Source organism: Peijinzhouia sedimentorum (assembly GCF_049340005.1).
Taxonomy (GTDB): Bacteria; Bacteroidota; Bacteroidia; order Cytophagales; family Cyclobacteriaceae; genus CAXBDP01.
In genome coordinates this window covers 64,045-89,589 of the sequence record NZ_JBMPIY010000014.1, presented here as the reverse complement: position 1 = coordinate 89,589, position 25,545 = coordinate 64,045, and the positions used below count along the sequence as shown (strand labels likewise).

24 protein-coding genes, 1 pseudogene and 1 riboswitch are annotated in these 25,545 nt (G+C 39.8%); of the genes and pseudogenes, 17 read left to right on the top strand and 8 right to left on the bottom strand.

Features of this window, described 5'->3' with window-relative positions; all coding sequences use genetic code 11:
* Window positions 1–14 precede the first annotated feature (14 nt).
* From ACOXY8_RS15695 to ACOXY8_RS15685, 3 genes are read right to left on the bottom strand one after another with little or no spacing between them, the layout of a single operon-like run.
* On the bottom strand, window positions 15–776 hold the full coding sequence (locus ACOXY8_RS15695; RefSeq protein WP_458332558.1) for a 3-keto-disaccharide hydrolase: 762 nt from the start codon (window positions 774–776) through the stop codon (window positions 15–17).
* Between the two features lie 54 nt (window positions 777–830).
* On the bottom strand, window positions 831–1,889 hold the full coding sequence (locus ACOXY8_RS15690) for a sugar phosphate isomerase/epimerase family protein (RefSeq protein ID WP_458332557.1): 1,059 nt from the start codon (window positions 1,887–1,889) through the stop codon (window positions 831–833).
* Between the two features lie 58 nt (window positions 1,890–1,947).
* Complete coding sequence (locus ACOXY8_RS15685) at window positions 1,948–3,105, bottom strand: Gfo/Idh/MocA family protein (RefSeq protein WP_458332556.1); 1,158 nt, start codon at window positions 3,103–3,105, stop codon at window positions 1,948–1,950.
* A 211-nt stretch (window positions 3,106–3,316) separates the two neighbouring features.
* Here ACOXY8_RS15685 and ACOXY8_RS15680 point away from each other — a divergent pair, with 211 nt between their 5' ends.
* The 7 genes and pseudogenes from ACOXY8_RS15680 (at window position 3,317) to ACOXY8_RS15650 (ending at window position 10,171) form a co-directional block, all read left to right on the top strand.
* On the top strand, window positions 3,317–4,606 hold the full coding sequence (locus ACOXY8_RS15680) for an MFS transporter (RefSeq protein ID WP_458332555.1): 1,290 nt from the start codon (window positions 3,317–3,319) through the stop codon (window positions 4,604–4,606).
* 30 nt (window positions 4,607–4,636) lie between these two features.
* The gene (locus tag ACOXY8_RS15675) at window positions 4,637–5,533 is read left to right on the top strand and encodes a hydroxypyruvate isomerase family protein (protein ID WP_458332554.1); all 897 of its coding nucleotides are present in this window, start codon (window positions 4,637–4,639) and stop codon (window positions 5,531–5,533) included.
* Window positions 5,534–5,551: 18 nt separating this feature from the next.
* On the top strand, window positions 5,552–7,231 hold the full coding sequence (locus ACOXY8_RS15670) for a GMC oxidoreductase (RefSeq protein WP_458332553.1): 1,680 nt from the start codon (window positions 5,552–5,554) through the stop codon (window positions 7,229–7,231).
* An 11-nt stretch (window positions 7,232–7,242) separates the two neighbouring features.
* Entirely contained in the window at window positions 7,243–8,697 is a 1,455-nt protein-coding gene (locus ACOXY8_RS15665) for a Gfo/Idh/MocA family protein (protein WP_458332552.1), read from the top strand.
* 4 nt (window positions 8,698–8,701) lie between these two features.
* Window positions 8,702–9,268: a gluconate 2-dehydrogenase subunit 3 family protein gene (locus ACOXY8_RS15660; RefSeq protein ID WP_458332551.1), complete on the top strand. Its 567-nt coding sequence runs from the start codon at window positions 8,702–8,704 to the stop codon at window positions 9,266–9,268.
* Window positions 9,269–9,289: 21 nt separating this feature from the next.
* Window positions 9,290–9,355, top strand: a pseudogene (locus ACOXY8_RS15655) (twin-arginine translocation signal domain-containing protein); the annotation flags it as partial.
* A gap of 27 nt (window positions 9,356–9,382) precedes the next feature.
* A complete protein-coding gene (locus tag ACOXY8_RS15650; RefSeq protein ID WP_458332572.1) occupies window positions 9,383–10,171 on the top strand; it encodes a sugar phosphate isomerase/epimerase family protein in 789 nt (262 codons plus the stop codon).
* Window position 10,172: 1 nt separating this feature from the next.
* Here ACOXY8_RS15650 and ACOXY8_RS15645 read toward each other — a convergent pair whose 3' ends face one another.
* Both ACOXY8_RS15645 and ACOXY8_RS15640 read right to left on the bottom strand, forming a co-directional pair.
* Window positions 10,173–11,060, bottom strand: a complete 888-nt coding sequence (locus ACOXY8_RS15645) for a glycerophosphodiester phosphodiesterase family protein (RefSeq protein WP_458332550.1) — start codon at window positions 11,058–11,060, stop codon at window positions 10,173–10,175.
* A gap of 20 nt (window positions 11,061–11,080) precedes the next feature.
* A complete protein-coding gene (locus ACOXY8_RS15640; RefSeq protein WP_458332549.1) occupies window positions 11,081–12,115 on the bottom strand; it encodes an alpha/beta hydrolase in 1,035 nt (344 codons plus the stop codon).
* A 142-nt stretch (window positions 12,116–12,257) separates the two neighbouring features.
* On the opposite strand from ACOXY8_RS15640, the gene ACOXY8_RS15635 reads away from it, so the two are divergent.
* From ACOXY8_RS15635 to ACOXY8_RS15620, 4 genes are all read left to right on the top strand, one after another.
* Window positions 12,258–13,118, top strand: a complete 861-nt coding sequence (locus ACOXY8_RS15635) for an SPFH domain-containing protein (RefSeq protein ID WP_458332548.1) — start codon at window positions 12,258–12,260, stop codon at window positions 13,116–13,118.
* A gap of 64 nt (window positions 13,119–13,182) precedes the next feature.
* On the top strand, window positions 13,183–13,713 hold the full coding sequence (locus ACOXY8_RS15630; protein WP_458332547.1) for a DUF6141 family protein: 531 nt from the start codon (window positions 13,183–13,185) through the stop codon (window positions 13,711–13,713).
* Between the two features lie 2 nt (window positions 13,714–13,715).
* Complete coding sequence (locus ACOXY8_RS15625; RefSeq protein ID WP_458332546.1) at window positions 13,716–13,886, top strand: Arc family DNA-binding protein; 171 nt, start codon at window positions 13,716–13,718, stop codon at window positions 13,884–13,886.
* A gap of 1 nt (window position 13,887) precedes the next feature.
* Complete coding sequence (locus ACOXY8_RS15620) at window positions 13,888–14,100, top strand: zinc ribbon domain-containing protein (RefSeq protein ID WP_458332545.1); 213 nt, start codon at window positions 13,888–13,890, stop codon at window positions 14,098–14,100.
* Window positions 14,101–14,218: 118 nt separating this feature from the next.
* Here ACOXY8_RS15620 and ACOXY8_RS15615 read toward each other — a convergent pair whose 3' ends face one another.
* Entirely contained in the window at window positions 14,219–15,925 is a 1,707-nt protein-coding gene (locus tag ACOXY8_RS15615; protein WP_458332544.1) for an amidohydrolase, read from the bottom strand.
* 198 nt (window positions 15,926–16,123) lie between these two features.
* Between ACOXY8_RS15615 and leuS the strand changes: the two genes are divergently transcribed.
* The gene (gene leuS, locus ACOXY8_RS15610; protein ID WP_458332543.1) at window positions 16,124–18,892 is read left to right on the top strand and encodes a leucine--tRNA ligase; all 2,769 of its coding nucleotides are present in this window, start codon (window positions 16,124–16,126) and stop codon (window positions 18,890–18,892) included.
* A gap of 39 nt (window positions 18,893–18,931) precedes the next feature.
* Here leuS and msrA read toward each other — a convergent pair whose 3' ends face one another.
* Window positions 18,932–19,576, bottom strand: a complete 645-nt coding sequence (msrA, locus tag ACOXY8_RS15605) for a peptide-methionine (S)-S-oxide reductase MsrA (RefSeq protein WP_458332542.1) — start codon at window positions 19,574–19,576, stop codon at window positions 18,932–18,934.
* Window positions 19,577–19,901: 325 nt separating this feature from the next.
* On the opposite strand from msrA, the gene tnpA reads away from it, so the two are divergent.
* Window positions 19,902–20,360: an IS200/IS605 family transposase gene (gene tnpA / locus ACOXY8_RS15600; RefSeq protein WP_458332541.1), complete on the top strand. Its 459-nt coding sequence runs from the start codon at window positions 19,902–19,904 to the stop codon at window positions 20,358–20,360.
* Window positions 20,361–20,636: 276 nt separating this feature from the next.
* On the opposite strand, the gene ACOXY8_RS15595 is transcribed toward tnpA, so the two are convergent.
* Window positions 20,637–21,080: a DinB family protein gene (locus ACOXY8_RS15595; RefSeq protein ID WP_458332540.1), complete on the bottom strand. Its 444-nt coding sequence runs from the start codon at window positions 21,078–21,080 to the stop codon at window positions 20,637–20,639.
* A gap of 523 nt (window positions 21,081–21,603) precedes the next feature.
* Here ACOXY8_RS15595 and ACOXY8_RS15590 point away from each other — a divergent pair.
* The 4 genes from ACOXY8_RS15590 (at window position 21,604) to ACOXY8_RS15575 (ending at window position 25,486) form a co-directional block, all read left to right on the top strand.
* Window positions 21,604–22,182, top strand: coding sequence for a YceI family protein (locus tag ACOXY8_RS15590; RefSeq protein ID WP_458332539.1), 579 nt, complete (start codon window positions 21,604–21,606; stop codon window positions 22,180–22,182).
* A 12-nt stretch (window positions 22,183–22,194) separates the two neighbouring features.
* A complete protein-coding gene (locus tag ACOXY8_RS15585; protein ID WP_458332538.1) occupies window positions 22,195–23,487 on the top strand; it encodes a hypothetical protein in 1,293 nt (430 codons plus the stop codon).
* Window positions 23,488–23,501: 14 nt separating this feature from the next.
* Complete coding sequence (locus tag ACOXY8_RS15580) at window positions 23,502–24,026, top strand: hypothetical protein (RefSeq protein WP_458332537.1); 525 nt, start codon at window positions 23,502–23,504, stop codon at window positions 24,024–24,026.
* 73 nt (window positions 24,027–24,099) lie between these two features.
* Window positions 24,100–24,165: riboswitch (Fluoride riboswitch) on the top strand.
* Between the two features lie 37 nt (window positions 24,166–24,202).
* The gene (locus ACOXY8_RS15575; protein WP_458332536.1) at window positions 24,203–25,486 is read left to right on the top strand and encodes a voltage-gated chloride channel family protein; all 1,284 of its coding nucleotides are present in this window, start codon (window positions 24,203–24,205) and stop codon (window positions 25,484–25,486) included.
* The last annotated feature ends 59 nt before the right edge of the window (window positions 25,487–25,545 follow it).

Here is a 25,545-nt window from a genome sequence, read left to right as displayed (position 1 = left end):
TCTATCGAAATCAATTAAAGTCTTTTGATCTTGATGTTTCTGAACCAAACATTGTCTCCATGATCCTGCAAGGAAATTTTGCCACTTTTGAAAGTGCCAAAATCTGGCATGTCTTTAAATTTGCTATCAGCAATTAATTGTTGCCAAGATTCATCCCAAAGACTTGTTTCGACGATAGTTACACCATTCAATTTGAATGTTAAAGTAGAATCTTGGCTGATAATATCTACTTCATTCCACTCTCCCACCGGTCTTACAGGCTCGGAGCTTGACTTCACCAAGTCATACAAATCACCAGTTCTATGGCTTTCAATTTGGCCATCAGCATGCCCATCATTATCTAATATTTGCATTTCAGGCCCTGTACTCCATGGGTAAGGATATTTTGTGGTATCCTCTTGCACATAGAACATAATGCCACTATTTCCATTCTCCGAAATCTTCCATTCCAATTTCAAATGGAAGTCTTCGAATTCGGCAGTGGTTACAATATCACCACCTTCAAAGAGTCTTTTTCCATCTTCATCTCGACTCGCATCAAGAAAAAGAATACTGTCTTCTACCTGCCAAGCAGGTCCAATAAGATCAGAGCCATAATTGGTCCAGCCTTTAGTAGTCTCTCCATCGAATAGCGAAAGCCAATCTACCTCCACTTCATCAAGTTTAAGAACAGGCTCCAATTCAACTTCTTCTGTTTCATTACTATTTTCAGTTTGGCAAGCAATTGCAATCATTGCTATCAATACTGTAGCTAATGTTAATTTAAAATTTTTCATGTTAATTGATTTTTGGTTAAGCTTATTTTTAAGAGGTTTTTTCCTTCAATATGTCTATTCATCTAATCCTAGAATTCTCCGATTTACCGTCTCACTAATTTCTTGTCCTGCAAAATCGTCGAATGCCTTATCTGTTTTTCTAATCATACAATTTTCAATAAATGGAGCACCTTCCGCAGCTCCTTGTTCAGGATGTTTTATGGCACATTCCCATTCCAATACTGCCCATCCTTCAAAGCCGTATTGTGTGAGTTTGCTGAAAATTGCCTTAAAGTCAACTTGCCCATCTCCTAAAGACCTAAAACGGCCTGCTCTATTTATCCAGGATTGGTAGCCTCCATATACGCCTTGCTTGGCTGTTGGATTAAATTCTGCATCTTTTACATGGAACATCTTTATATTTTCACGAAAATGATCTATAAATGATACATAATCCATGCACTGCAAAAGCAAATGCGATGGATCATAAAGTATACAAGCCCTTGGATGATGACCCAATGCATCCAAAAACATTTCATAGCTTTCACCATCATGTAGATCTTCTCCCGGATGCAATTCGTAACACAAATCCACACCGCATTTGTCAAATTCATCTAAAATTGGTCTCCACCGTTTGGCCAATTCTGCAAAACCAGTCTCTACCAAACCTTGTGGGCGCTGTGGCCATGGATAAACGGTTGGCCAAAGCAATGCTCCACTAAAAGTAGCACATGCATTCAAACCAAGATTTTGGGAAGCTTTAGCCGCAAACATCAATTGCTCAATCGCCCATTGCTGCCTTTCTTTTGGTTTTCCTTTCAATTCATCTGGAGCAAATGCATCGAATAAGGTATCATAAGCCGGATGAACCGCCACCAATTGTCCCTGCAGATGCGCTGACAATTCCGTTATTTGCAATCCGGCATCATTTACAATTCCTTTAATTTCATCTGCATAACTTTTATTTTCAGCAGCCTTTTTCAGGTCGATGCAGCGAGCATCCCAAGAAGGAATTTGCACACCTTTATAGCCTAAACTCTTCGCCCATTTACATATATTTTTTAGGTTGTTAAATGGCTCTTGATCACCCATAAATTGCGCAAGAAATATAGCCGGTCCTTTCATTTGATTCATTTAAGATAGTTTATTGATAATCTCTATTTCCATTTCGTAGATGAAAAAACTCATTTGCTTAGGTTGAAAGTCGAATCCATTTCAATTCACTGTAATGACTCTCGACAACTTTCTCAATAAAAAGCATTCCACGCAAGCCCGCATCAATTCCTTCAAACTCCGGTTTGCTAATCTTCTGGTCTGCATGATTTAAGCGGGAGGAAATTACCGCAGCAAAATTCAAATAAATATTTCCGAATGCCTCTAAATATCCCTCTGGATGCCCGGCTGGAGTTCGGCTATTTTGTGTAGCTACAGGCGACAGATAGGCCTGCCCTGCTCGCAATACTTGCATCGGCTTATCAGCAAATTTCAACAAAAGCGTATTTGGCTCCATTTGATGCCATTCCAAGCCTCCCTTTTCACCATATATTTTGATTGACAAATTATTTTCTTCACCAGCTGCTACTTGACAAGCCGTTAGTATGCCACTAGCCCCATTTCCAAACTTTAGCATTACCATACCATCATCATCTAGCCGTCTGCCATCAACTACTGTATTCAATTGCGCAGAAATATGGCTCACTTTCAGTCCTGAAATGTATTCTGCAAGGTTGAATGCATGCACTCCAATATCGCCCATAGCTCCGCATATTCCAGATTTGCCGGGATCGGTACGCCAAGCTGCTTGCTTATTTCCCTCCTCCTCAAGCAAAGTACTCAGCCAACCTTGATGATAATTCACAAACACTTTTCTGATTTTACCCAATACGCCATTTTCAATAATGCTTTTGGCTTCCTTTACCATTGGGTAGCCAGTGTAAGTGTGAGCAAGCGCTAATAGTAAACCAGTTTCTTCCAATTTGGTCTGCAGTTGCTCTGCTTCATGTAAACTTAAGGTAATGGGCTTTTCAATAAGCACATGGAATCCTTTATCCAGTGCCAACATGGCCGGCTCGAAATGCATATGATTAGGGGTGACAATAGACAAAAAATCCATACGCTCATCTTCCGGAAGCTTACTTTCTTGCACGATCATTTCGCGATAGCTCGGATAAATCCTATTGTCCATCAAGTGTAACTTCCTCCCGCTCTGCAAGGATTTGGCCGGATCAGAACTAAATGCTCCACAAACCAACTCGATTTGGCCATCTGCTTGAGCTGCAAATCGGTGAATCGCTCCTATAAAAGCTCCTTCTCCACCACCTAACATGCCCATTCTCAATTTTCTATTCATCTACCTGTAAATTTTCAAATGTATATTTTTTGGAATTTAGCGCTCAAAATTTAATCTTACATATCAATGCATATAATTTCTCAAAAGACACATTTATAAGAATAAAAATTTTATAAAAGCCAAATTAGCAAAACTTAATAAGTGGTCTATTAGAAATTTCATATAATAATACTACATTTAAAAGACAGACCATAAACCTCTTCAAAAAACCATGAATCAGATTGACAGGAATCGTCTTTTTGTGGCAAGTTGCCTCGCATTATTAGTTACTTCCCTCACTTTCGGCATTCGAGCAGGTGTTTTACTCAGTCAAGGAGAAGAATTCAGTCTAACGGCAAAAGAACTTGGAACCATTGTCGCTACTGCTTTTTGGGGTTTTCCGATTGCAGTAATAATTGGAGGCATGTTGGTGGATATTATTGGTATGAAAAAGCTCCTAATAGTTGCTTTCCTCTTCCACCTTATTGGCATTACGATGACCATTTTTGCGGGTGGATATTGGACGCTTTTTATATCCACATTGCTTATTGGGATGGCAAATGGAACTGTAGAAGCAGCCTGTAATCCTTTGGTAACAGCACTATATCCTGAGAAAAAATCCATTAAGCTCAATCACTTTCACTTATGGTTTCCCGGTGGGATATTTATTGGAACGCTTATCGTTTTTGCATTCAACAATTGGCTTGGAGGTGCATATTGGGTAAAGCAAGTAGAAGTGGCTGTGATGATCATTCCAACGCTTATTTATGGCTTTCTTTTTAGTAGACTCCGTTTTCCTGTTACCGAACGAGTAGCCGCAGGTGTTTCTACTGGTGAAATGTATAAATCGCTACTGCATCCATTATTTATATTTATGCTCATTTGTATGTTCGGCACGGCAATTACCGAGCTATTTACCGGACAGTGGATTGACGTACTCCTTTCTAATATCACAGATAATGCTATTCTCATTTTAACAATCACTACTGGTGTGATGGTATTTGGACGTGGAGTAGCATCACCGATTTTAGGCAAATTCTCATCGCAAATGGTTTTGCTACTTTCTGCAATTTTCTCAGCTATTGGCTTGTACATATTGGGCAATTCAAGTGGTGAAATGCTTTTCGTTGGAGCATTTGTTTTTGGCATTGGTGTGTGCTACTTCTGGCCAACAATGATTGGGTTTGTCGCAGAAAACCTTCCCAAAACCGGAGCTGTCGGTATCAATCTTATGGGTGGAGCCGGAATGCTAGCCGTTTCACTTTATTTGATTTTTATGGGTGGCTACTATGATAAACTTCTATTAAAAATGCTTCCTCCCGGCGCTCAGCTAGACGAATATTTGAATGCAATTGAAAATAGCGAAATGGCTGCTGCATTATTAGAAGCAAAGGTGAAAGCAGGTCCAGAAATCATTAATACAACCCTTTTCATCCCTATCATATTGATCGTTGCCTTTTTGGGCTTAGTTATTTTTATGAGAGGCTGGAAAGGAGAAAAGGCTCAAGCTTTATCACATTAAACTAATTGTAAATAATTACCAATGCTAAATATGAGTCCAACTCAGCATCGTCGATCAGCCATTAAAAAGATTCTTTTAAGCGGTGCAGCTTTGGCAAGTAGTTCTGCAATAAGTCAAAATAGATTTAGCTCCTCAAAACCAGAACCTTTCTTCTTAAAAGGCAATATCAACCACGCTGTTTGCCAGTGGACTTATTCCTTTTTATCGCTGGAGGAGTTGTGTACTCTTTCAAATGAGATTGGTCTTAAAGCCATAGATCTCATTGGCCCAAAAGATTGGCCTACACTAAAAAAGTATGGACTAGACTCATCCATGTGCAATGGAGCAGAAATAAGCCTAGTCACAGGCTGGAACAACCCTCAATATCATAGCCAATTGGTAGAAAGATATCTCAAACATATTGATTTGGTGGCTGATGCTGGATATAAAAATCTAATCTGCTTTAGTGGCAATAGAAATGGAATGGACGATGAGACAGGTCTCAATAATTGTGTGAAAGGCCTAAAGCAAATAATGAGTCATGCAGAAAAGCGCGGTGTAGTCATTCAAATGGAGCTTTTCAATTCCAAGGTAGATCACCCAGATTATATGTGCGATAATAGCACTTGGGGAGTGGAACTTTGCAAAAGGCTGGGTTCCGGCAACTTCAAATTGCTCTACGATATCTATCATATGCAAATAAGTGAGGGAGATATAATCCGAACCATACGAGATAATCATCAATACTTTGGTCATTATCATACTGCTGGAGTGCCTGGTCGAAACGAAATTGACCAAACTCAGGAGCTTAATTATTCCGCAATAATGAAAGCAATTGTAGATACCGGCTATCAAGGTTATGTAGCCCAAGAATTTATTCCAACAGGAAAATCATCTGAAGCAAAAATAGACGCTTTGAAAAAAGCAATTGAGATATGCGATGTATAAAACCAACCCAATTAAACTATGGCTGATAATACCTATGATGCAATTGTAATAGGCTCTGGAATCACTGGAGGCTGGGCAGCAAAAGAACTCACGGAAAAGGGTTTGAAAACCATCATGCTGGAACGAGGAAAAGACGTAAAGCATGTGAAAGATTATAATAGTGCAAATAAACATCCTTGGGAGTTTCCTCATGCGGGAGGCAGAACACAAGAGATGATTCAGAAATACCCTGTACTGCGTAGAGACTACCCACTTAATGAAAAGAACTTGGAATGGTGGGCGAATGAAGAAAAAAATCCCTACACAGAAGTAAAAAGATTCGATTGGTATAGAGGCTATCAAGTTGGTGGCAGATCATTGCTTTGGGGAAGGCAAAGCTATCGCTGGAGCGACTTTGACTTTGAAGCAAATGTCAAAGAAGGTGTAGCTGTAGATTGGCCTATTAGATACAAAGACATCGAGCCTTGGTATAGGTATGTGGAACAACATGCTGGAATAAGCGGCAGTACAGAAAACCTCCCGCAATTACCAGACAGCTTATTCCAACCTGCCATGGAAATGAATTGTGTGGAAAAAGATGTTGCAGAGCGGATCAGAAGTCATTACAATGATCAGCGTAGAATGATAATTGGCAGGACTGCTAATCTAACCAATCAGTTAGATGGCCGAGGCAATTGCCAATACAGAAACAAATGCTGGCTAGGCTGTCCTTACGGAGCATATTTCAGCACCCAATCTTCTACCCTACCAGCTGCTATGAAAACCGGCAATCTTACACTAAGGCCTTTTTCCATAGTTACCAAAATCATTTATGATAAGGACTCTAAAAAAGCCAAAGGTGTAGAAATTATCGATTCAGAAACGAATCAAACTTATGAGTACTTTGCAAAAGTAGTATTTGTATGTGCCTCGACTATTAATTCCACGTGGCTGCTAATGAATTCTGCTACAGACGTATGGCCAGGAGGATTAGGAAGTAGCAGTGGAGAGCTCGGCCACAATCTGATGGATCATCACTTCAGAGTGGGTGCCAATGGGCGTGCAGAAGGATTTGAAGACAAATACTATTATGGCGCTAGACCCAATGGTATTTACATTCCACGCTACCGCAATTTATTTGGAGATAAGCGAAATTACCTCCGAGGCTTTGGCTATCAAGGTAGTGCCAGCCGTGGGGATTGGAGCCAGAAAGTGGCTGAATTGAGCATTGGGCCTCAACTCAAAAAAGTAATGACTGAGCCAGGTGATTGGACGATGGGCATTAATGGATTTGGTGAAGTTTTACCATATCATGAAAATAGAATTTTCCTTGACCCAGAGAAAAAGGATGCTTGGGGACTTCCAGTAATCTCCGTAGATGCTGAACTCAAGGAAAATGAAAAGGAAATGAGAAAAGACATGATGCAAGATGCCGTAGAAATGCTCGAAGCAGCAGGTATTAAAAACGTTCGAGGCTTCGACAGCGCATATTATATGGCGATGGGAATTCACGAAATGGGTACAGCTAGAATGGGCAAAGACCCAAAAACTTCAGTACTGAATAAAAATAATCAGGTATGGGATGCTAAAAATGTATTCGTAACCGATGGCTCTTGCATGACCTCCTCAGCAGCAGTAAATCCTTCGCTTACTTATATGGCTCTTACCGCAAGAGCGGTTGATTTTGCGGTAAGTGAGCTCAACAAAGGAAACCTCTAAACCTTAACATCATGAAAAAGAAAAATGAGAACATTAATTCACGAAGAAATTTTCTAAAAAGCTCAGCCATTATTGCCTCAGGGTTTTATATCCTCCCTCGTCATGTATTGGGTGGAAAAGGCTTTGTGGCTCCAAGCGATAAATTGATGGTCGCAAGCATAGGCGTAGGCGGTATGGGTGGAAGCGATGTGAGAGGAATTTATAAAACCGGAAAAGCAGAAATTGCCTTTTTGTGCGATGTCGATGATAATAGAGCAAAAGGTACGCGGGAGGAATTTCCAAAAGCAAAGTATTACAAAGATTGGAGAGAACTCTTAGAAAAGGAATCGAAAAATATTGATGCTGTTTCCGTTTCTACTCCAGATCATAATCATGCAGCGCCAGCATTGGCTGCTATGCAATTAGGCAAGCATGTATATGTTCAAAAACCCATCACTCATGATATTTACGAAGCGCGTGTATTAACTCAAGCTGCAGAAAAATATAAAGTTGTAACTCAAATGGGCAACCAAGGCTCATCAGGAGATGGTGTAAGACAACTTACTGAGTGGTATGATGCTGGGCTTATTGGAGATGTACACACCATTTATTGCTGGACAGATAGACCTGTTTGGCCACAAGGAATTCCTTGGCCAAGTACAGCTGCCCCTATACCGGCCGGATTGGATTGGGACTTATGGCTTGGCACTGCTCCAAAGAAAGGTTATGTGGAAAAACTAGTCCCTTTCAACTGGCGAGGCTGGTGGGATTATGGAACTGGGGCATTAGGTGATATGGGATGTCATATTATGGAGCCGGCATTTAGAGTGCTTGGATTACAATATGCTAATGAGGTACAAGCAAGCGTAGGCTCAGTTTATGTGGATGAATTCCGCAGAGGCTATTTCCCTGAAAGTTGCCCTCCATCGAGTCATGTGATATTAAATTTTCCTAAAACCAACAAAACCAGCGGGCCTGTAAAAGTGCATTGGATGGATGGCGGCATACAGCCAGAAAGACCTGAAGAACTTGGCCCTAACGAGACTTTTGGCGATGGAGGAAATGGCGCATTATTCATCGGCACCAAAGGCAAAATGATGTGCGGAACCTATAGTCTAAATCCACAATTGTTGCCAACCAGCAGAACAGCACAAGCAAATGTACCTCAAAAGATTGCTAGAGTGCCTGAAGGCTCAAATGGTCATTATAATCAATGGGTAGAAGCATGCATTGCAGGCCATGGTAAAATGGAAGTAAGTTCTCCTTTCGAAATAGCCGGCCCACTTACGGAATCACTTTTGATGGCCAATTTGGCTATTCGTGCGCATGATATTAGAGTGCCGCGAGAAAATGGAAATGGCTTTGACTATCCCGGCAGAAACATCAAACTTGTGTGGGACAATGACAATATGAAAGTGAGCAATTTCGATATGGTAAATCAGTTTGTAAAACGCGAATATCCGGAAGGATACAGCCTAAATCTCTAAGAAAATGGAAAGAAGAGAAGCAGTAAAATTCATAACTATGCTCATGGGCGGAACTGCCATTGTAGGTGGTTCTGCATTTATCACAGGTTGCAAAAGTGACACGGGCAAAGATCTCGTATTCTCAACTGATGAAATCTCCTTTCTCAATGAGATTGCCAATGTAATCATCCCCGATACAGATACACCCGGTGCCAAAGCTGCCAATGTAGGTGAGTTTATGATGCGTATGGTCAACGATACCTATGAAGCTAAAAACCAAACAGCATTTTTGGATGGTATGCATTTATTGAACGACCGTGCAAAAATGACTTATGAAAAGCCATTCATCAAATTGAAAGATGATGAAAAGTTTGAAATGCTGGAGCAATTAGATGTTGAGCAGGAAGAATATACCAAAAGTAAATTAAGGGAGGAACCTCCTCATTATTTCAGAATGATGAAAGAATTGACCCTTCTAGGTTATTTCACCTCCGAAATAGGGGTAACGCAAGCCAGAAGATATGCTCCTATCCCTGGTCGATTCGACGCCTGCATCCCATACAATCCTGGAGACAAAGCTTGGGTGTATTAAGTCAATCTTCATTTATGGGATATGCAAAGAAGAACTTTTATAAAAAATTCAGCAGTCATAGGCGCTTCCTTGGGCCTTGGTTCCTTAGCTTCGAGTCTTATTTCATGTAAAAATATGAGTGATAATTATTCCTTCAAGATCAAAGAATTTGGAATACAACTGTATTCTATTAAAGATGAAATGTTGAAAAGTCCTTTTGAAGTGTTGTTAAAGCTTTCAGAATATGGGTACAAAACAATCGAAAGTTTCGAAAGTGACTTAGGAATGTATTGGGGCATGTCCAATATGGAATTTAAGCGGGAGGTTGAAAATGTGGGTATGAAACTAATCGCCTCTCATGTAGATATCAATATTGACTTCGAAGCCAAAGTTGAAGAAGCCGCCAAAGCAGGATTAATGCATCTTATTTGCCCTTCTATTGATGGCGGAAACATCTTAGATTATTACCGCAACTTTGCCGATAAATTCAACGAATGTGGAGAAATTTGCCAGCAAGCCGGAATTCGATTTGGCTATCACAATCATGGCTATTCATTCAAGCTCTTAGAAGGACAATATCCACAAGAAATCCTGATGCAAAACACAGATGCTCAATTGGTTGATTTCGAAATGGATCTGTATTGGGTGCTATCAGCTGGAGAAGATCCAATACAGTGGTTACAGAAGTATCCCAATCGCTTCACTCATTGTCATCTTAAAGACAGAGAAAACCTGCCTCTCAATCAAGAAGATGCTAGTATTGAATTGGGCAAAGGAATTATGAACATACCCGAAGTATTAAAAGAAGCCGAAAATGCTGGTCTAATACACATCATTATTGAACAAGAGCGCTATCCAGTAGCAGAGCCTTTGGAGGCTGCTAAAGCTAATGCGGCTTATCTAAAGGAGTTACTGAACAAATAATTTACCTCCGCAACCCTACAGCTCTATCTGGAGAATCAGTAATAATACCATCGACACCCCATTCGAGTAATTCGCGCATTTCTTCGGTGGTGTTTACTGTCCATGGGATTACAACCATACCCGCTGTCTGTATTTCTTTGATAGTGGCTGCTGTTAGGAGCTTGTAGTATGGGCTGTAAACTGTCGGTGTAAAACCCAAATCGGCAATGTTATCTTGCCATGTTTTGGCATTAGCGACTAAGGCTGCAAGCGGATATTTATCAGTTTTCTCATTCCACAATTGCAACACCCGGAAGTCAAAGGATTGCATGATAATCCGTGAAGGCTCAATTCCACTCTTCTCAAACTCTTCAAACACCAAATGAGCAAATGTCTCTATATCTGGCTGTAACCCTCCCTCCTCATCTTCCACAGTGCTTTTAATTTCGATGTTATAATAGATTGGCGCCAGTCCATTTTCAGCTACATATCGCTCTGCAATTTCAAAAACCTGAGATAATAAGGGCTTCACAACAGGCTCTGAAACTTGCTCTGGAAAACCGGGATGGCCAATACTACCACAATCACACTTCTGCAATTCCTCTAAGGTCATTTCAAAAATGTTATACTCCTTTTGCTTTTCAGCTGGAATTCTATTGCCATTTGCATCCAAACAAATATCGGCATTTAGCCAAGGCTCATGTGAAACTACTACTTGCATATCTTTGGTGATGACCACATCTAGTTCCAAAGTGGTAACCTCATATTCTAGAGCTTTCAAAAATGCTGGAATAGAATTTTCAGGAGCCAAACCACGGGCTCCTCTATGACCTTGCAAGTCAAAATCATACTGTTGGGCTGATGCATTCATCGCAAACAATATCAACATTGAGAAGAATATCTTTTTCATAATTTCTGAATTATCATCAATTAATTTTTCAAATAGGTAGAGTCTTGCACAGCAATTCCAAGATTGGCTAGGAACCTTGTGGTTTCTAAAAATACTCCTTTATAGTCTTCACTTCTATATTCTGAAGCAATTACATGGTTGCCACTTTCGGGGAAAGCTTTTTCAGTCAACTTTTGATCTGAGGTAGAAATCCAAGTGAGCATTTCTTTCATTGCCAGTACGGAAACAACCATATCCTGCTCTTGCTCATTTTTGTAATAATAGCCTAGAAAAAGCGGGAGGTTGAAATCCTTCAACTTTTCTTCATCCATTTCAGCATATACAAATTGCATTAAAGCTTCATAGGCATCCACATGGTATTTGCTAGTCCAATATTGAGCCACTTCTCCATCACCTCGATTTTGGTTAATAAATTTACCTCCCGCCAACTGTGCCATTATTACTTTACCCCAAGGCCGAATCAATTGCTTTGAAGTGGATTCTGAATAGGGTCTGATTATAGGCGAATAAAGTACTACCGATGCAACAGTCTCAATTTTTGGCGCAGCCCAAAGCGCCAAGGCTCCACCCGTAGACGTGCCAATCACAATTACACTATCGCCAATGGCAGCAGCCACTCTTAGCGCTTCCAAGGTTCCTTCCATCAGATCTCCTGCACGCAATCCTTCCATTGCAGTACTGTCACTCCGTCCATGACCGGGCAATCTTGCAAGAAATAAATTAGCATTGAATGTCTTGGATAACCATTGATGAACTGGATACCCTTCACCTTGGCTTGCGCCAAATCCATGTAAATAAACAATCGAGTAATTGGTTTTCTGTTTCAAACTATCATTTGCCCAAATAATTCTAGCTTCGTTGTCTGTCCTGATTACACTTTGTAAATCTGATTCTTGTTGGGTTACAAAACTCTCAGCTTCATAAACGGACGCAAAAGCGGGAGGCATTTCATAATTCAAATTAGTTGGACTTGGCGTTGGTCCCAAAAAATAAACTGCGAACAACAAAACCATCAAAATCAATAGTCCTCTTAAAATTTTCTTAATTACCCTCATGATTGCAAATTAGACAGTATATGTGAATTTAAAATTATCAAATCACTTTATCGAATTATTTTTCTACTGAGCCACAACCTTTTGAAAAGTATTTCCGTTATTTGATTTAATATGATATCACTTTAATATTAAATCAATAACCATGACAGAGACACAAGAAAAATCGACAAAACCCATCTCAGGGTACCCAATGCTATTTTTACTGCTCGCAATGTTAGGAGGTAGTATTTGGGCAGCTATTTATTTGACAATGCCTATTTTATTACTAGTAACTCTATTAGCAATAATCTTGATGCCCGGCTTGTTTTTTATTACGCCAAACAACTCAAGAGTATTAGTACTATTTGGGAAGTACAAAGGCACGGTAAAAGAACACGGCTTTTATTGGGTAAACCCATTCTTTATGAAAAAGCCAATTTCCCTTCGTGCGAGAAATTTTGATAGCGAAAGAGTCAAGGTGAATGATAAAGTAGGTAATCCTATATTGATTGGTGTGATCCTCGTTTGGAAAGTAAAGGATACTTTTAGAGCAAGTTTCGAGGTAGACAATTACACGGACTTTGTAAAAGTGCAAAGTGATGCCGCAGTAAGAAAGCTTGCAGGTATGTACCCTTACGACAATTTCGAAGATGATGAAGCTGAGGTGACGCTGCGTAGTGGCTTGGAAGAAGTAAATCACAACCTAGAAAATGAGCTGACTGAAAGACTGGACATCGCGGGTATCGAAGTAATTGAAGCAAGAATAGGCTACTTGGCTTATGCGCAAGAAATTGCCAGTGCAATGCTTCAAAGACAGCAAGCTACTGCGATAGTCGCTGCCAGACATAAAATTGTAGAAGGAGCAGTGAGCATGGTAGAAATGGCTTTAGAGCAGCTAAACCATAAGCAAATAGTGGACTTGGATGAAGAGAAAAAAGCGGCAATGGTAACCAACTTGATGGTGGTGCTTTGCTCCGATAAATCTGCAAGTCCCGTGGTGAACACTGGCACACTCAACCACTAGGAATCTGCTTAAATGAACGATTTTAAAATAATTTCACACAGCAATAACTCCAACGCTCAATAATATGGCTAGAGTATACTTTGAAGAAAACCAGCGGTTTAATCAGCCATGGATTTGGATTCTGATGATTGGAATTACCGTCCTTACTCTGGGAGGGTTAATTTACGCCAGCATCATTAATCTGACAGGAAATGAAAATGTGAATACTGAAACTGATGTGCAAGCGCTTATTTATGCTTTGGTATTTACTTTCATCATCAATGTTGCTATTTACTGGCTATTGCTAAGTATCAGACTATACACGCGGGTGGAAAACGATGGTATTCATTACCGATTTCCTCCGATTATTAATAAGTGGAAACAAATTTCTAAAAAAGAACTCAAAAGCCACAAAGTAAGAAAATACAGTCCATTAAAGGAATATGGAGGCTGGGGGTATAGAATTAGCAAACATGGTAAAGCACTGAATGTGCGTGGCAATATGGGACTTGACATGGAATTGAATGATGGAAAAAAGTTATTGCTAGGTACGCAGAAACCTGAGGAATTGAAATTGGCTTTGCAAAAGCTGTATGAGGATAAAACGGAATATTAGTTATGTCAAAGAAAAAACCATTTGTACTACGCATGGACGAGAATACAATGGCTGCGCTAGAAAAATGGGCGGCTGATGAATTCCGTAGTATCAATGGACAACTGGAATATATTATTAATAAGGCATTAAAAGATGCTGGAAGACTTAAGAAAAACCAACCAAACCAAGAATAAGATGGAACACAAAAATTACCAATGCCCAAAATGCGAACATCGCCATTTTACCACAGACGAAATGGCTACCACAGGCGGCGCACTTACTAGAATTTTCGACATTCAGAATCGCAGGTTCTTAACAATGAGTTGCGATAAATGTGGATATACCGAGTTATTTAAAAAACCGAAAGGGACTACCCTCGGCAATATCCTAGACTTCTTCACAACTTAATATTCGACTTCCAACAACCTGATATTGAATCTGTTTTACAGATCAATTAGCAATAAAAAATCCCATGAATTTAAATAATTCATGGGATTCTGTATTTCACCAAAAGGTGTATTAAATCTTAATTTCTAGTGTAAAGCACTTTACCACCTACAATAGTCATATCTACTTTTGTGTCTAATATTTCATTGTCTGGCACAGTCATAATATCTTGAGAAAGAACAGTGAAATCAGCCAATTTACCTACTTCGATAGAGCCTTTGATATCTTCCTCAAATCCACCATAAGCTCCTGCAAGAGTGTAAGAGTGGAGACCTTCCTCCCGCGTCATTTTTTGGTCGGGTTCGAAACCACCTGGAGGTGTGCCATCCAAGGTTTGTCTAGTTACAGATGCATAAAATGAAGCAATTGGATTGATCGGTTCTACCGGCACATCTGTACCATTCATGATTACAGCTCCCGTGTCAAATAATTTTCTCCATACATAAGCACCTTCTTTTATTCTCTCTTCCCCTAGTCTTGTAATTGCCCAAGGTCTATCACTAGACATGTGCACAGCTTGCATTGATGCTATCACACCCAGCTCTCCAAATCTTGGAATATCTGAAGCCGCCAAATGTTGTGCATGCTCGATTCTAAAACGGTGATCTTCTGCCTTGCTTGGATTTTCTTTGATTGCTTGTTCAAACCTATCCAATACTTCTTGGTTTGCTCTGTCACCAATTGCGTGTGCGCAAACTTGGAAACCATGCTCCAAACCCTCTTTGGCCACTTGCAATACGTAGTCCATTGGCTGCGTTTCCAATCCCGCCGTTTCAGGTCTATCTGTATATGGTCTTAGCAGCCAAGCTCCACGACTTCCCAATGCGCCATCAGTATTCAATTTAACAGAGCGGATAGTCAAATGATTATTGCCTAATCCAATTTCAGGTCCTTTGGCATAATATTCTTGCAGCAAATCACGATCTCTACCTGTAAGCATCACATACAGGCGTACTTTCATTGCACCGCTGTCAAGGAAATTCTTCATCAAATCAATGGTTTCTCTTCCTGATCCAGCATCGTGAAAAGTAGTAATTCCATTAGTCAAGCATTCTTGAATGGCCAATGCCATGGCTCTTTTATCGTCGCCCTCGTTATTGTAAGGTACGTTACGACTTACCAAGCCCATTGCTCTTTCATTGAAAATACCTGTTGGATTGCCTAATTCATTTTTAATGATTTCTCCACCTTCCGGATTGGCAGTTTCGCTGGTAACGCCAGCAATTTCCATGGCTTTGGCATTACCAAATGCCGCGTGACCACTTGCGTGAGTCAACCAAACAGGATTGTCTGGAGTAACTTCACTCATTTTGTTATGCGTTTGGAATCCATTTACTACCTCTTCAGGTTCTTCGTCCCATTTGCTTTGGTGCCAGCCACGACCTAAAATCCACGTTCCTGGAGCCGCATTTTCTGCAGCTTCCTTTACCATTGCAATCATTTCGTCATAGTTTTTCACCTGAGAAAGGTCTAGATTTAGCTTCGATTGACCCATTCCGAAAAAGTGACCGTGACCTTCAATCCAGCCAGGAGTCATAGTGCGACCTTCCAAATCTAACATTTCGGTTGCATCACCTTTAAATTTTTCAGCATCAGCCATATCTCCAGCAAATACTATCCTATCTCCTCTTACTGCAACAGCTTCTACCGCAGGGTTATTTTCATCTACCGTATAAATATTTCCACCAAAAATAATGGTGTCGGCAGGCTCCTCTTTTGGCCCACATGATGTGAAAATCAAAAGAGGCACCATAAATAGCGTTAAGACGCTTAATAAGTTCTTCATTTTAAATTGGTTTTGGGTTGTATCTACAAAAATACAGCGGGAGGAACGGTTTATCAATGGAAATCTATGATATCACGGTAATTCTTTGCTCTGGCCAATTCCTTTTATCAAAAAGCAGCCTTTTATCTTTCCCTTTACTTGCCCTATTATACAATCAAATACTTAATTTTGCGCCGGACTATAATTGAGCAAAGCGTAATGGCAGAATATAACTTTAGAGAAGTCGAGAAAAAGTGGCAACAAAAATGGGCGCAAAATGGCACCTACAAAACTGAAATAAAGGAAGATAAACCTAAATTTTATTCCCTCGATATGTTTCCATATCCTTCGGGAGCAGGCTTGCACGTTGGTCATCCGCTTGGGTATATTGCTTCGGATATTGTTTCTCGTTTCAAGCGTCTCAAAGGCTTCAATGTATTGCACCCAATGGGTTTCGATGCATTTGGCTTGCCAGCCGAGCAATATGCTATACAAACCGGGCAGCATCCTGCCATTACTACTGAGCAAAACATAGCCAGATACAAGGAGCAACTTAAGAAAATTGGCTTCTGTTTCGATTGGGATAGAGAAGTACAAACCTGCGATCCATCCTACTACAAATGGACTCAATGGATATTTATGCAGCTTTTCAATAGCTGGTACAATACCTCCACCGACAAAGCTGAACCAATAGAAAGCTTGATCGCCTATTTAGAGAAAAGTGGGAACGATAAGCTTACTACAGCTTGTGATGAAGAAACTCCAAGTATCTCTGCTTCAGATTGGGCAGCCTTTTCTGAAAATGAAAAAATCGAATTTCTACTAAAGTACCGTTTGGCCTATTTGGCTGAAATGACGGTAAATTGGTGTCCTGCATTAGGTACAGTACTTTCTAACGATGAGGTGAAAGACGGTTTTTCAGAAAGAGGCGGACATCCGGTAGAAAAGAAAAAGATGATGCAATGGATGATGCGTATCACTGCTTATGCAAACAGATTGTTGGAAGGCCTTGATACAATTGATTGGCCGGAGCCGCTTAAGGATATGCAGCGAAACTGGATTGGCCGATCTTATGGAGCCGAATTGAAATTCGATGTGGCGGATCATGATTTAGAAATCAAAGTTTTTACCACCCGCATCGATACCATCTTTGGTGTGACATACATGGCCTTGGCGCCTGAAAGTGAAATGGTGGATATTATCACCACCGAAGCTCAACGAGAAGAAGTAAAAGCTTATGTAGAAAAAGCTGTTAATCGCTCCGAACGTGACAGAATGAGCGATGTCAAAACGGTTTCCGGTGTATTTACGGGAGCTTATGCAATCAATCCATTCAACGGCGAGAAAATCCAAATTTGGGTAGCCGATTATGTTTTGGCTGGTTATGGTACCGGCGCCGTGATGGCCGTACCTGCGCATGACAGCCGTGACTATGCGTTTGCAAAGCACTTTGGCTTAGAAATTCGTCCAGTAGTAGAAGGCGGGAATTTGGAAGAAGAAGCTTTTGATGCCAAAGAAGGTAAAGTCATTAATTCTGATTTCCTCAATGGATTGGAAGTAAAAGAAGCCATTCAGAAGGCAATCGCTTTTGTAGATGAGAAAAAAATAGGCAGAGGCAAAATCCAATTCAGGATGAGAGATGCCATTTTTGCGCGTCAGAGATATTGGGGCGAACCAATTCCTGTATATTTTGATAATGACGTTCCACATTTAATGGACGAAAAAGAATTGCCGCTTGTATTGCCTGAAGTAGATGCTTATTTACCAACTGCCGATGGTGCTCCACCTTTGGGTCGAGCCAAAAACTGGAAAACAGCGGGAGGATATCCTATCGAAATGAGCACAATGCCGGGATGGGCAGGCTCAAGTTGGTATTTCTATCGCTACATGGATGCACAAAATGAAACCGCATTTGCAGACAGGAAAGCACTAGACTATTGGCAAGATGTTGATTTGTATATTGGAGGTTCGGAGCATGCTACAGGGCATTTGCTTTATGCACGATTCTGGGCAAAATTCCTTTTTGATAGAGGCTTTGCGCCAAAAGAAGAGCCATTTAAAAAGTTGGTGAACCAGGGAATGATCCAAGGCAGATCCAATTATGTGTACAGAGTGAGTGGTCAAAATACCTTTGTAAGTCATGGCTTAAAGGATCAATACGACACCGCTTCAATGCATGTGGATGTAGCCCTATGCGATAATGACATTCTTGATATTGAAGGTTTCAAAATGTGGAGAACAGATTTGGCAAATGCTGAGTTTATTCTCGAAGATGGGAAATACATTTGCGGTGCGGAAGTGGAGAAAATGTCCAAGTCCAAATACAATGTGGTAACTCCTGACGACATCATCGAAAGCTATGGAGCAGATACACTAAGAATGTATGAGATGTTTTTGGGTCCATTGGAGCAAAGTAAGCCTTGGAATACCAACGGCATCGATGGCGTTTATAAGTTCTTAAGGAAATTCTGGCGAATGCTAATCGATGACAAAGGCGAATTGCAATTAAGTAATGAAGCTCCAAGCAAAGACGAAATGCGTGTGCTTCACAAAACTCTGAAAAAGATTGAGGAGGATGTAGACAGACTCTCACTCAATACTTCAGTCTCTACTTTTATGATTGCTGTGAACGAGCTTACAGCATTGAAATGTAATAAGCGAGAGATATTGGAGCCATTGACCATTGCCCTTTCTCCTTTCGCTCCACACATAAGCGAGGAAATTTGGTCTAAGTTGGGTCATACGGATTCTATCAATGATGCTACCTATCCTACTTGGGATGAGAAATATATGGCGCAGGATAGCATCGAATACCCAATTGCAATTAATGGTAAAATGAGGATGAAAATGGAATTTGCTGCTGACACCCCAGCCAAAGAGGTGGAAGAAGCTGTATTAGCTTCTGCAGACCTTCAAAAATGGCTGGAAGGCAAAACACCACGAAAAATTATAGTAGTACCAAAGAAGATTGTGAATATTGTAATATAAGTAAAAAGGCCTCTGAATTTGATCCAGAGGCCTTTTTTACTATTTTAAATTTCCTTTATAGGTTCGTTTGAATGCTTCGAAACGAGGAATGGAAACTCCTCTCACATAGCTTTGATTAGGGTTCTTCTCAATAAAATCCTGATGGTATTCTTCTGCTCTATAGAAAGCATTTGCCATTCTTACCTCTGTAACAATTGGCTTTTTGAACATACCCGAAGCGTCATATTCTCTTATCGACTTTTCTGCGACAGCCTTTTCAAATGCATTCATATAAAACAAAATAGATCTATAGCTCGATCCAATATCAGGTCCTTGTTGGTTTGGTGTAGTTGGATCATGGGAGGTGAAGAAAACTTTTGTCAATTCCTCATAATCAATCACACTCGGATCGTAATACACCAACACCGCTTCTGCATGGCCTGTAGTTTCGGTATTTACCAATTCATAGGTTGGGTTTGGTACATTTCCTCCCGCATATCCTGATACGGCAGAATCGACGCCTACTACAGCTTCAAAAATATGCTCTACACACCAAAAACATCCTGAAGCGAATACAGCTATTGCTTTTCCTTCAGGTGCTACAAGTTCAATTTCTCTTACATCGCTCTTTTTGTTCTGCGCCTGGCAAGAAATGGATGCTGATAGAAAAATAGTTAAAAGTAAAATGGAGAGATTAGTTTTCATTGTTTTATTAGATTAAAAATCAATTGTAAAGCATATACGCGTAAAATCAATAATTAGAACACTCCAGAGTGAAATTGGTTTCGAAAATGGCGGGAGGAATTAGGGTTTGGATTGATAATGGCGATTTTTGTTGGTAACAAAATTATTGTTTTTATTGAATCATCGGCTATTAATATTTCGCTCCTATGGAGCTGATGAAGGCCAAATTCCTAAATGCTATTAATATGACGCTCCTACGGAGTTGTTGCAAAAGTCATAGATCGACAATATATTCATAGCCACACCGTGGCGAAATATTAATAGAACAACCAAAAACCTAATAAAAATGGCAAACACATACTCCCAATTGTATTTCCATATAGTATTCGCAGTAAAAGGGAGGAAAAATGCAATATCCAAAATATGGAAAGATGAATTATACAAATACATATCAGGTTTGGTTGCCAACAAAAATCAAAAATTGATGATAATCAACGGCGTTCAAAACCATATTCATATTTTGCTTGGCACGCAACCCGATTGTATGCTCTCAGATTTGGTTAGAGATATCAAAGCCAATTCATCCAAATGGATTAATGAAAAAAAATTGGTTGAAGGAAAATTTGAATGGCAATCAGGGTTTGGAGGTTTTACAATTGGCCAATCTCAATTACCCCAAATCATTGATTACATCAAAAAGCAGGAAGAGCATCATCAATCTAAATCCTTCAAAGATGAATATATGGAATTCCTGAAAGCATATAAGATCGATTTTAATCCTGAATACATTTTTACAGATTATTAAAGTCTTAATTGATATCCTCTTTAATGGGTGTTTTTGGGAGGGTTTGTTTTCTACAACCTTTAATATAATAGCCGTAAATATGTCGCTCCTACGGAGCTTTCGATGCACCAACCTTATTGACTATTAATATTTCACTCCTATGGAGCTATTGAAAAATTATAGATCGGAGATATATTCATAGCCACAGCGTGGCGACATATTAATAGAACAGCGTGGCGATTCGTTAATAGCCGAAATATTAATTTCGTGGCGGCATGTTAATAGATCAAATCAGCCTCACCCCTCCAAAACCCTTCTCAAATAATTAATCTGCCCAAGGTGATAGGTGAAATGGCCATAAAAGTGAAGCAGATAATGCCCTGTTGGATGCTGACCTAGGAAGGTTAAGGGAAAATCTTTAGCCAACTCGGTGAAATCAATATTTGGTAGCACTTGCTTCAACATTACGATAGTTTCGTCAATGCTTTTCAATATTTGCTCTCTAGCTACATTTTTTCCAGCAAATTCAAATTCTCGATTGCGTACATAACCCGTGTTGCCCAAGGTAGCTCCAATAAAATGATTGAGATTGCCTATGAGGTGCATTGCCAAATTGCCCGAAGAATTGCTTATTCCTCCCGCTGTTTTCCAGAGGTTCTCTTCATTCTCAAAACTAGAGAGTTCCTCTTTCAATTTGAATAAATCTCTCTCAAACAGCATTTCTAAAGCTTTTGAATCCATATTAGTTAAATTATCCATTTCAAATTGTACATAAAAAAATCGGCAAGGTTAAGCAAACCTTGCCGACTCAATAAAATCAATTAATACAATATGTATTAATCTCGATTCTTATCACCTTGTTTTGCTTTTTTCGCTGCCCGCTTCTCTTTCAAGTTTTTTTCAGGCTTCTTCTTGTCGTTTTCTTTGGCACCCTTGTCTTTTGACATAATTGTAGGAGTTTAATTCAGTTTTAATTGATTACGGAGTTTGGTGAATTATGGCCATTTTCCGTTCTCAAACTAATCAAATATACAAGCTATTAATATGGATTCATTGCAAAGAGTGATATTTATTTTTAGACACGGGCGTCCAAGAAAGGTGGACCTGGTATTGTAGGAAAGTCTATTCAACGTACTCAATTCACCTTTTCTCAAATCAATCTAAGCCGCTTTCAAAGCAAGAATCACCTAAAAAGCTAATGTATGTCATGTTTTTTGGATTTCTCCCTACATACCTTTGATTCATCAATTAAACGATAAAAGTCATGAAAAACACCCATTACAAAACGCGTATTTCGATCCTTTTGGGACTATTATTGTTTGTTTTCGGAGCATCAGCTCAGAGCAATTACAAATTAGCCGAAAAGCCAAATCTTAAAGTTTCTGGCACATCTACTTTGCACGACTGGGATATGGTGTCCGAGCAAGCTAGTGGCGAAGCTCAATTTGTTGTAGAAGGCAACACTCTTAAAGATATAAAGAAATTACGCATTGAAATGCCTGCCGAAAGTATTAAAAGTGGCAAAGGAGGCATGGACAAAAATGCTTACAGTGCATTAGAAACAAAAAAACACAAGACAGTGCTTTTTGAACTTGAAAATCTAGTGAAGGGTGAAGGCAACTCTTGGACAGCTAAGGGCAACTTCACTATAGCAGGTGTGAAAAAACCAGCTACTTTTCCAGTAACTGCCAAAAGCGAAGGTAATGGATATCGCTTCGAAGGTTCGCACTCATTCAAGCTTACGGATTTCAATGTAGATCCTCCAACAGCATTGATGGGAACCATCAAAACTGGTGATGAAATGAGTATCCATTTTAATGTAGTTTTCAATCCAATTAAATAATATTTACCAATCATGAAAAAGCTTATTTTACTTTCTTTCACAAGCTTAATGCTTGTATTTGGAGCCATGGCTCAAGGCGTACAGCGCGATATGCAATTTTGGCGCTCCCCTGACCAAAGAGGCTTAGGGGTATTCGAAACGGGCAAAGCAGATACTGTAGCTTATGATGGAATCAAAGTACGTGTAGGCGGTGCTTTTACACAGCAATTCCAATCTCTTAGCCATTCAAATACTGCTACTCCAAACCTTAACGCTGCGGGCGTCAATCTTAATGAGTTAATTGATTTTGGCGGTGGATTTAACCTTGCAACTGCAAACTTGAACTTCGATGTAGCATTAGCAGATGGTGTACGATTGAATTTGATAACATACCTATCCTCCCGTCACCACCCAGAAACTTGGGTAAAAGGTGGATTTATTCAGGTCGATAAGGCTGAATTCTTGAATAGCGAATTGCTTAACAAAGTATTCGAAAAAGTAACACTGAAAGTAGGTCACATGGAAATCAACTATGGTGATGCTCACTTTAGAAGATCAGATAATGGTAATGCATTCTACAACCCATTTGTAGGTAATTATATAATGGATGCATTTACAACTGAAATTGGTGCTGAGGTGATTTTCCAACATGAAGGTTTCCTTGCTGTAGCTTCTGCAACTGGCGGTGAAATCCAAGGTGGTGTAACCAACCCAGATCGTCGTAAAATGGCTTACATAGGCAAACTTGGCTATGACAAGCAAATGAATGATGATTTCAGATTGCGCTTAACTGGCTCTATTTATACTACATCAGGTTCTGTAAGCAACACTCTTTGGGGTGGCGACCGTTCAGGTTCTAGATACTACTTAGCTATGGAAAATACATTAGCATCTACTTCTTCTCAGTTTACTTCTGGTAGATTTAACCCTGGACAAAGAGACAATGTAACAGCGATGGTGTTGAACCCATTCTTGAAATACAAAGGCTTAGAAGTATTCGGTAACTTCGAGACAAGTAAAGGCAAAGCTGCTAACGAAACTGAAGACCGTACATGGAATCAAATTGCTGGCGATGTTGTATACAGATTTGGTACAACTGAGAACTTATACTTAGCGGCTCGCTACAACAAAGTAAGTGGCGAATTGGCTGACGGTCTTGAAACTTCTATCGACAGAGTTCAAATAGGTGGAGGTTGGTTTGTAACCAGAAATGTTCTTGCAAAACTTGAATATGTAAGCCAGAATTATAATGACTTTGCAGCAAATGACATCCGTAATGGTGGTAAATTTAATGGCCTGATGATTGAAGGTATAGTTTCCTTCTAAGTTTAAAATCTAAAATGCGTGTTCTTTATCTCATTATTGCAGTAATACTTTTCAGCTTTGCTCCTACCAACGAAATGCTGGTAATCACAGAAAAGCAAATAAAGGTATCTGGTGTTACTTCCATAGGGAAATTCACTTGCGACTACTGCATCGATGACATGAAGGACACGCTTATTTCTAACCGCACCAATAGAAGCGGCACATTACAATTCACAATTCCCGTTGATGATTTTTCATGCGGGAATTTTATGTTAAACAAGGATTTTCGCAAAACACTAAAATCTGATGAATATCCATCAGCCAAAGTTCAAGTGAGTAATCTAGTGAAAAAGGAAAATGGCTATTTCTGCCATCTACGCCTTCAGATTGTGGGCAAGGAATTGATATTTGAGAATTTCCACCTGACCAAATCTGACCAAAAACTTACCGGCAAACTCACATTGAGTTTTGATGAGCTTGAGTTGAAGGCTCCCAAAAAACTTGGCGGCTTAATTAAAGTAGATGAAACCCTCCACCTGCAAATTGAATTAGGTACCTGATCTAGCCTATTTGATCCATATTTCCATCAAAAATTATTTTTGATAATTCTCCCTCCAATTATTTTATCTACTTTTGAGCAAAGGCAATGGTGTCTGCCTGGAACCGCTCTTGATTTGAGCTAATGGCGCCTACTCATCCACCCAAATGGAATTGGTAGGTTTTTATTATTAGCTCAATGGAAAAAAATCAAATTCAATTTTTATCAGATAAGCAATCAAGGAGTAAACTCTTATTCACCCTAAAATGGTTGTTGATTTCTTCCGTTGTAGGGATGCTTGTGGGTTCTGCTTCGGCCTTTTTCCTTTTGTCGCTCGATTGGGCTACCAACTGGCGGGAGGATAATATTTGGATTATTTGGCTGCTTCCGCTTGGTGGCTTACTGATTGGTCTCATCTACCATTATTATGGCAAAGAAGTAGTCAAAGGCAACAATCAGATAATTGAGGAATATTATCATCCTAAGGAAGTGATTCCGTTTAAAATGGCTCCATTGGTGCTATTTGGAACTATTGCTACTCACTTTTTTGGTGGCTCCGCAGGACGTGAAGGTACAGCCGTACAAATGGGAGCTGCCATTTCAGATCAATTTGCGCTTTGGTTCAAAATGAGCAAAAGCGAAAGGCGCATGTTGCTCATCCTTGGAATTAGTGCCGGTTTTGCCTCAGTATTTGGAACGCCACTAGCAGGAGCAATTTTCGCCATCGAAGTATTGATAATCGGACGAATACGCTATCCCATAATTATCCCAAGTTTGATTACCGCTTATGTGGCTCACTTTGCTTGCCTGTGGTGGAATGTAGGTCATACCCATTATGAAATCCCTTTCATTCCCAATATCAATTTCGAGCTGATTCTGTGGTCAGTTTTGGCGGGTGCTGCTTTTGGTTTGGCTGCCTTTACTTTCTCTAAATCAGTGAAGCTATTTACTCGCCTATTTGTGAAGCTCATTAAATATCCACCCTTACGACCTTTTGTAGCTGGAATTGTTATTGCACTTTTTGTTTTTGCAATCGGTACTACAAAATATATCGGCTTGGGAATTCCTACCATTGTGGAAGCATTTCAAAACCCACTACCTCCCGCTGATTTTTTGATCAAAATTGCCATTACAGCTTTTACACTTGCTGCTGGCTTTAAAGGTGGTGAAGTAACTCCACTCTTTTTTATCGGTGCTACTTTGGGAAACGCATTATCCATATTTATTCCATTACCAATGGCTCTTTTAGCAGGAATGGGTTTCGTGGCTGTTTTCTCCGGCGCGACCAATACACCTATCGCTTGTACCGTAATGGGCTTTGAGCTTTTTGGCGCCGAAGGTTTAATATTTATTGGCATTGCCTGTTTTACTGCCTATTTATTTTCATGGTTTTCTGGCATATATTCTGAGCAAGCTTTCCATCAATACAAATACGCATTTTTCAGAAATTGGCGGAAAAAGCATCCAATTGATGATTTATAGAAATTCCTTTTTGCTAGATATAATATCCACTTGTGTAGAGTAGAGAATAGGCTAATTTT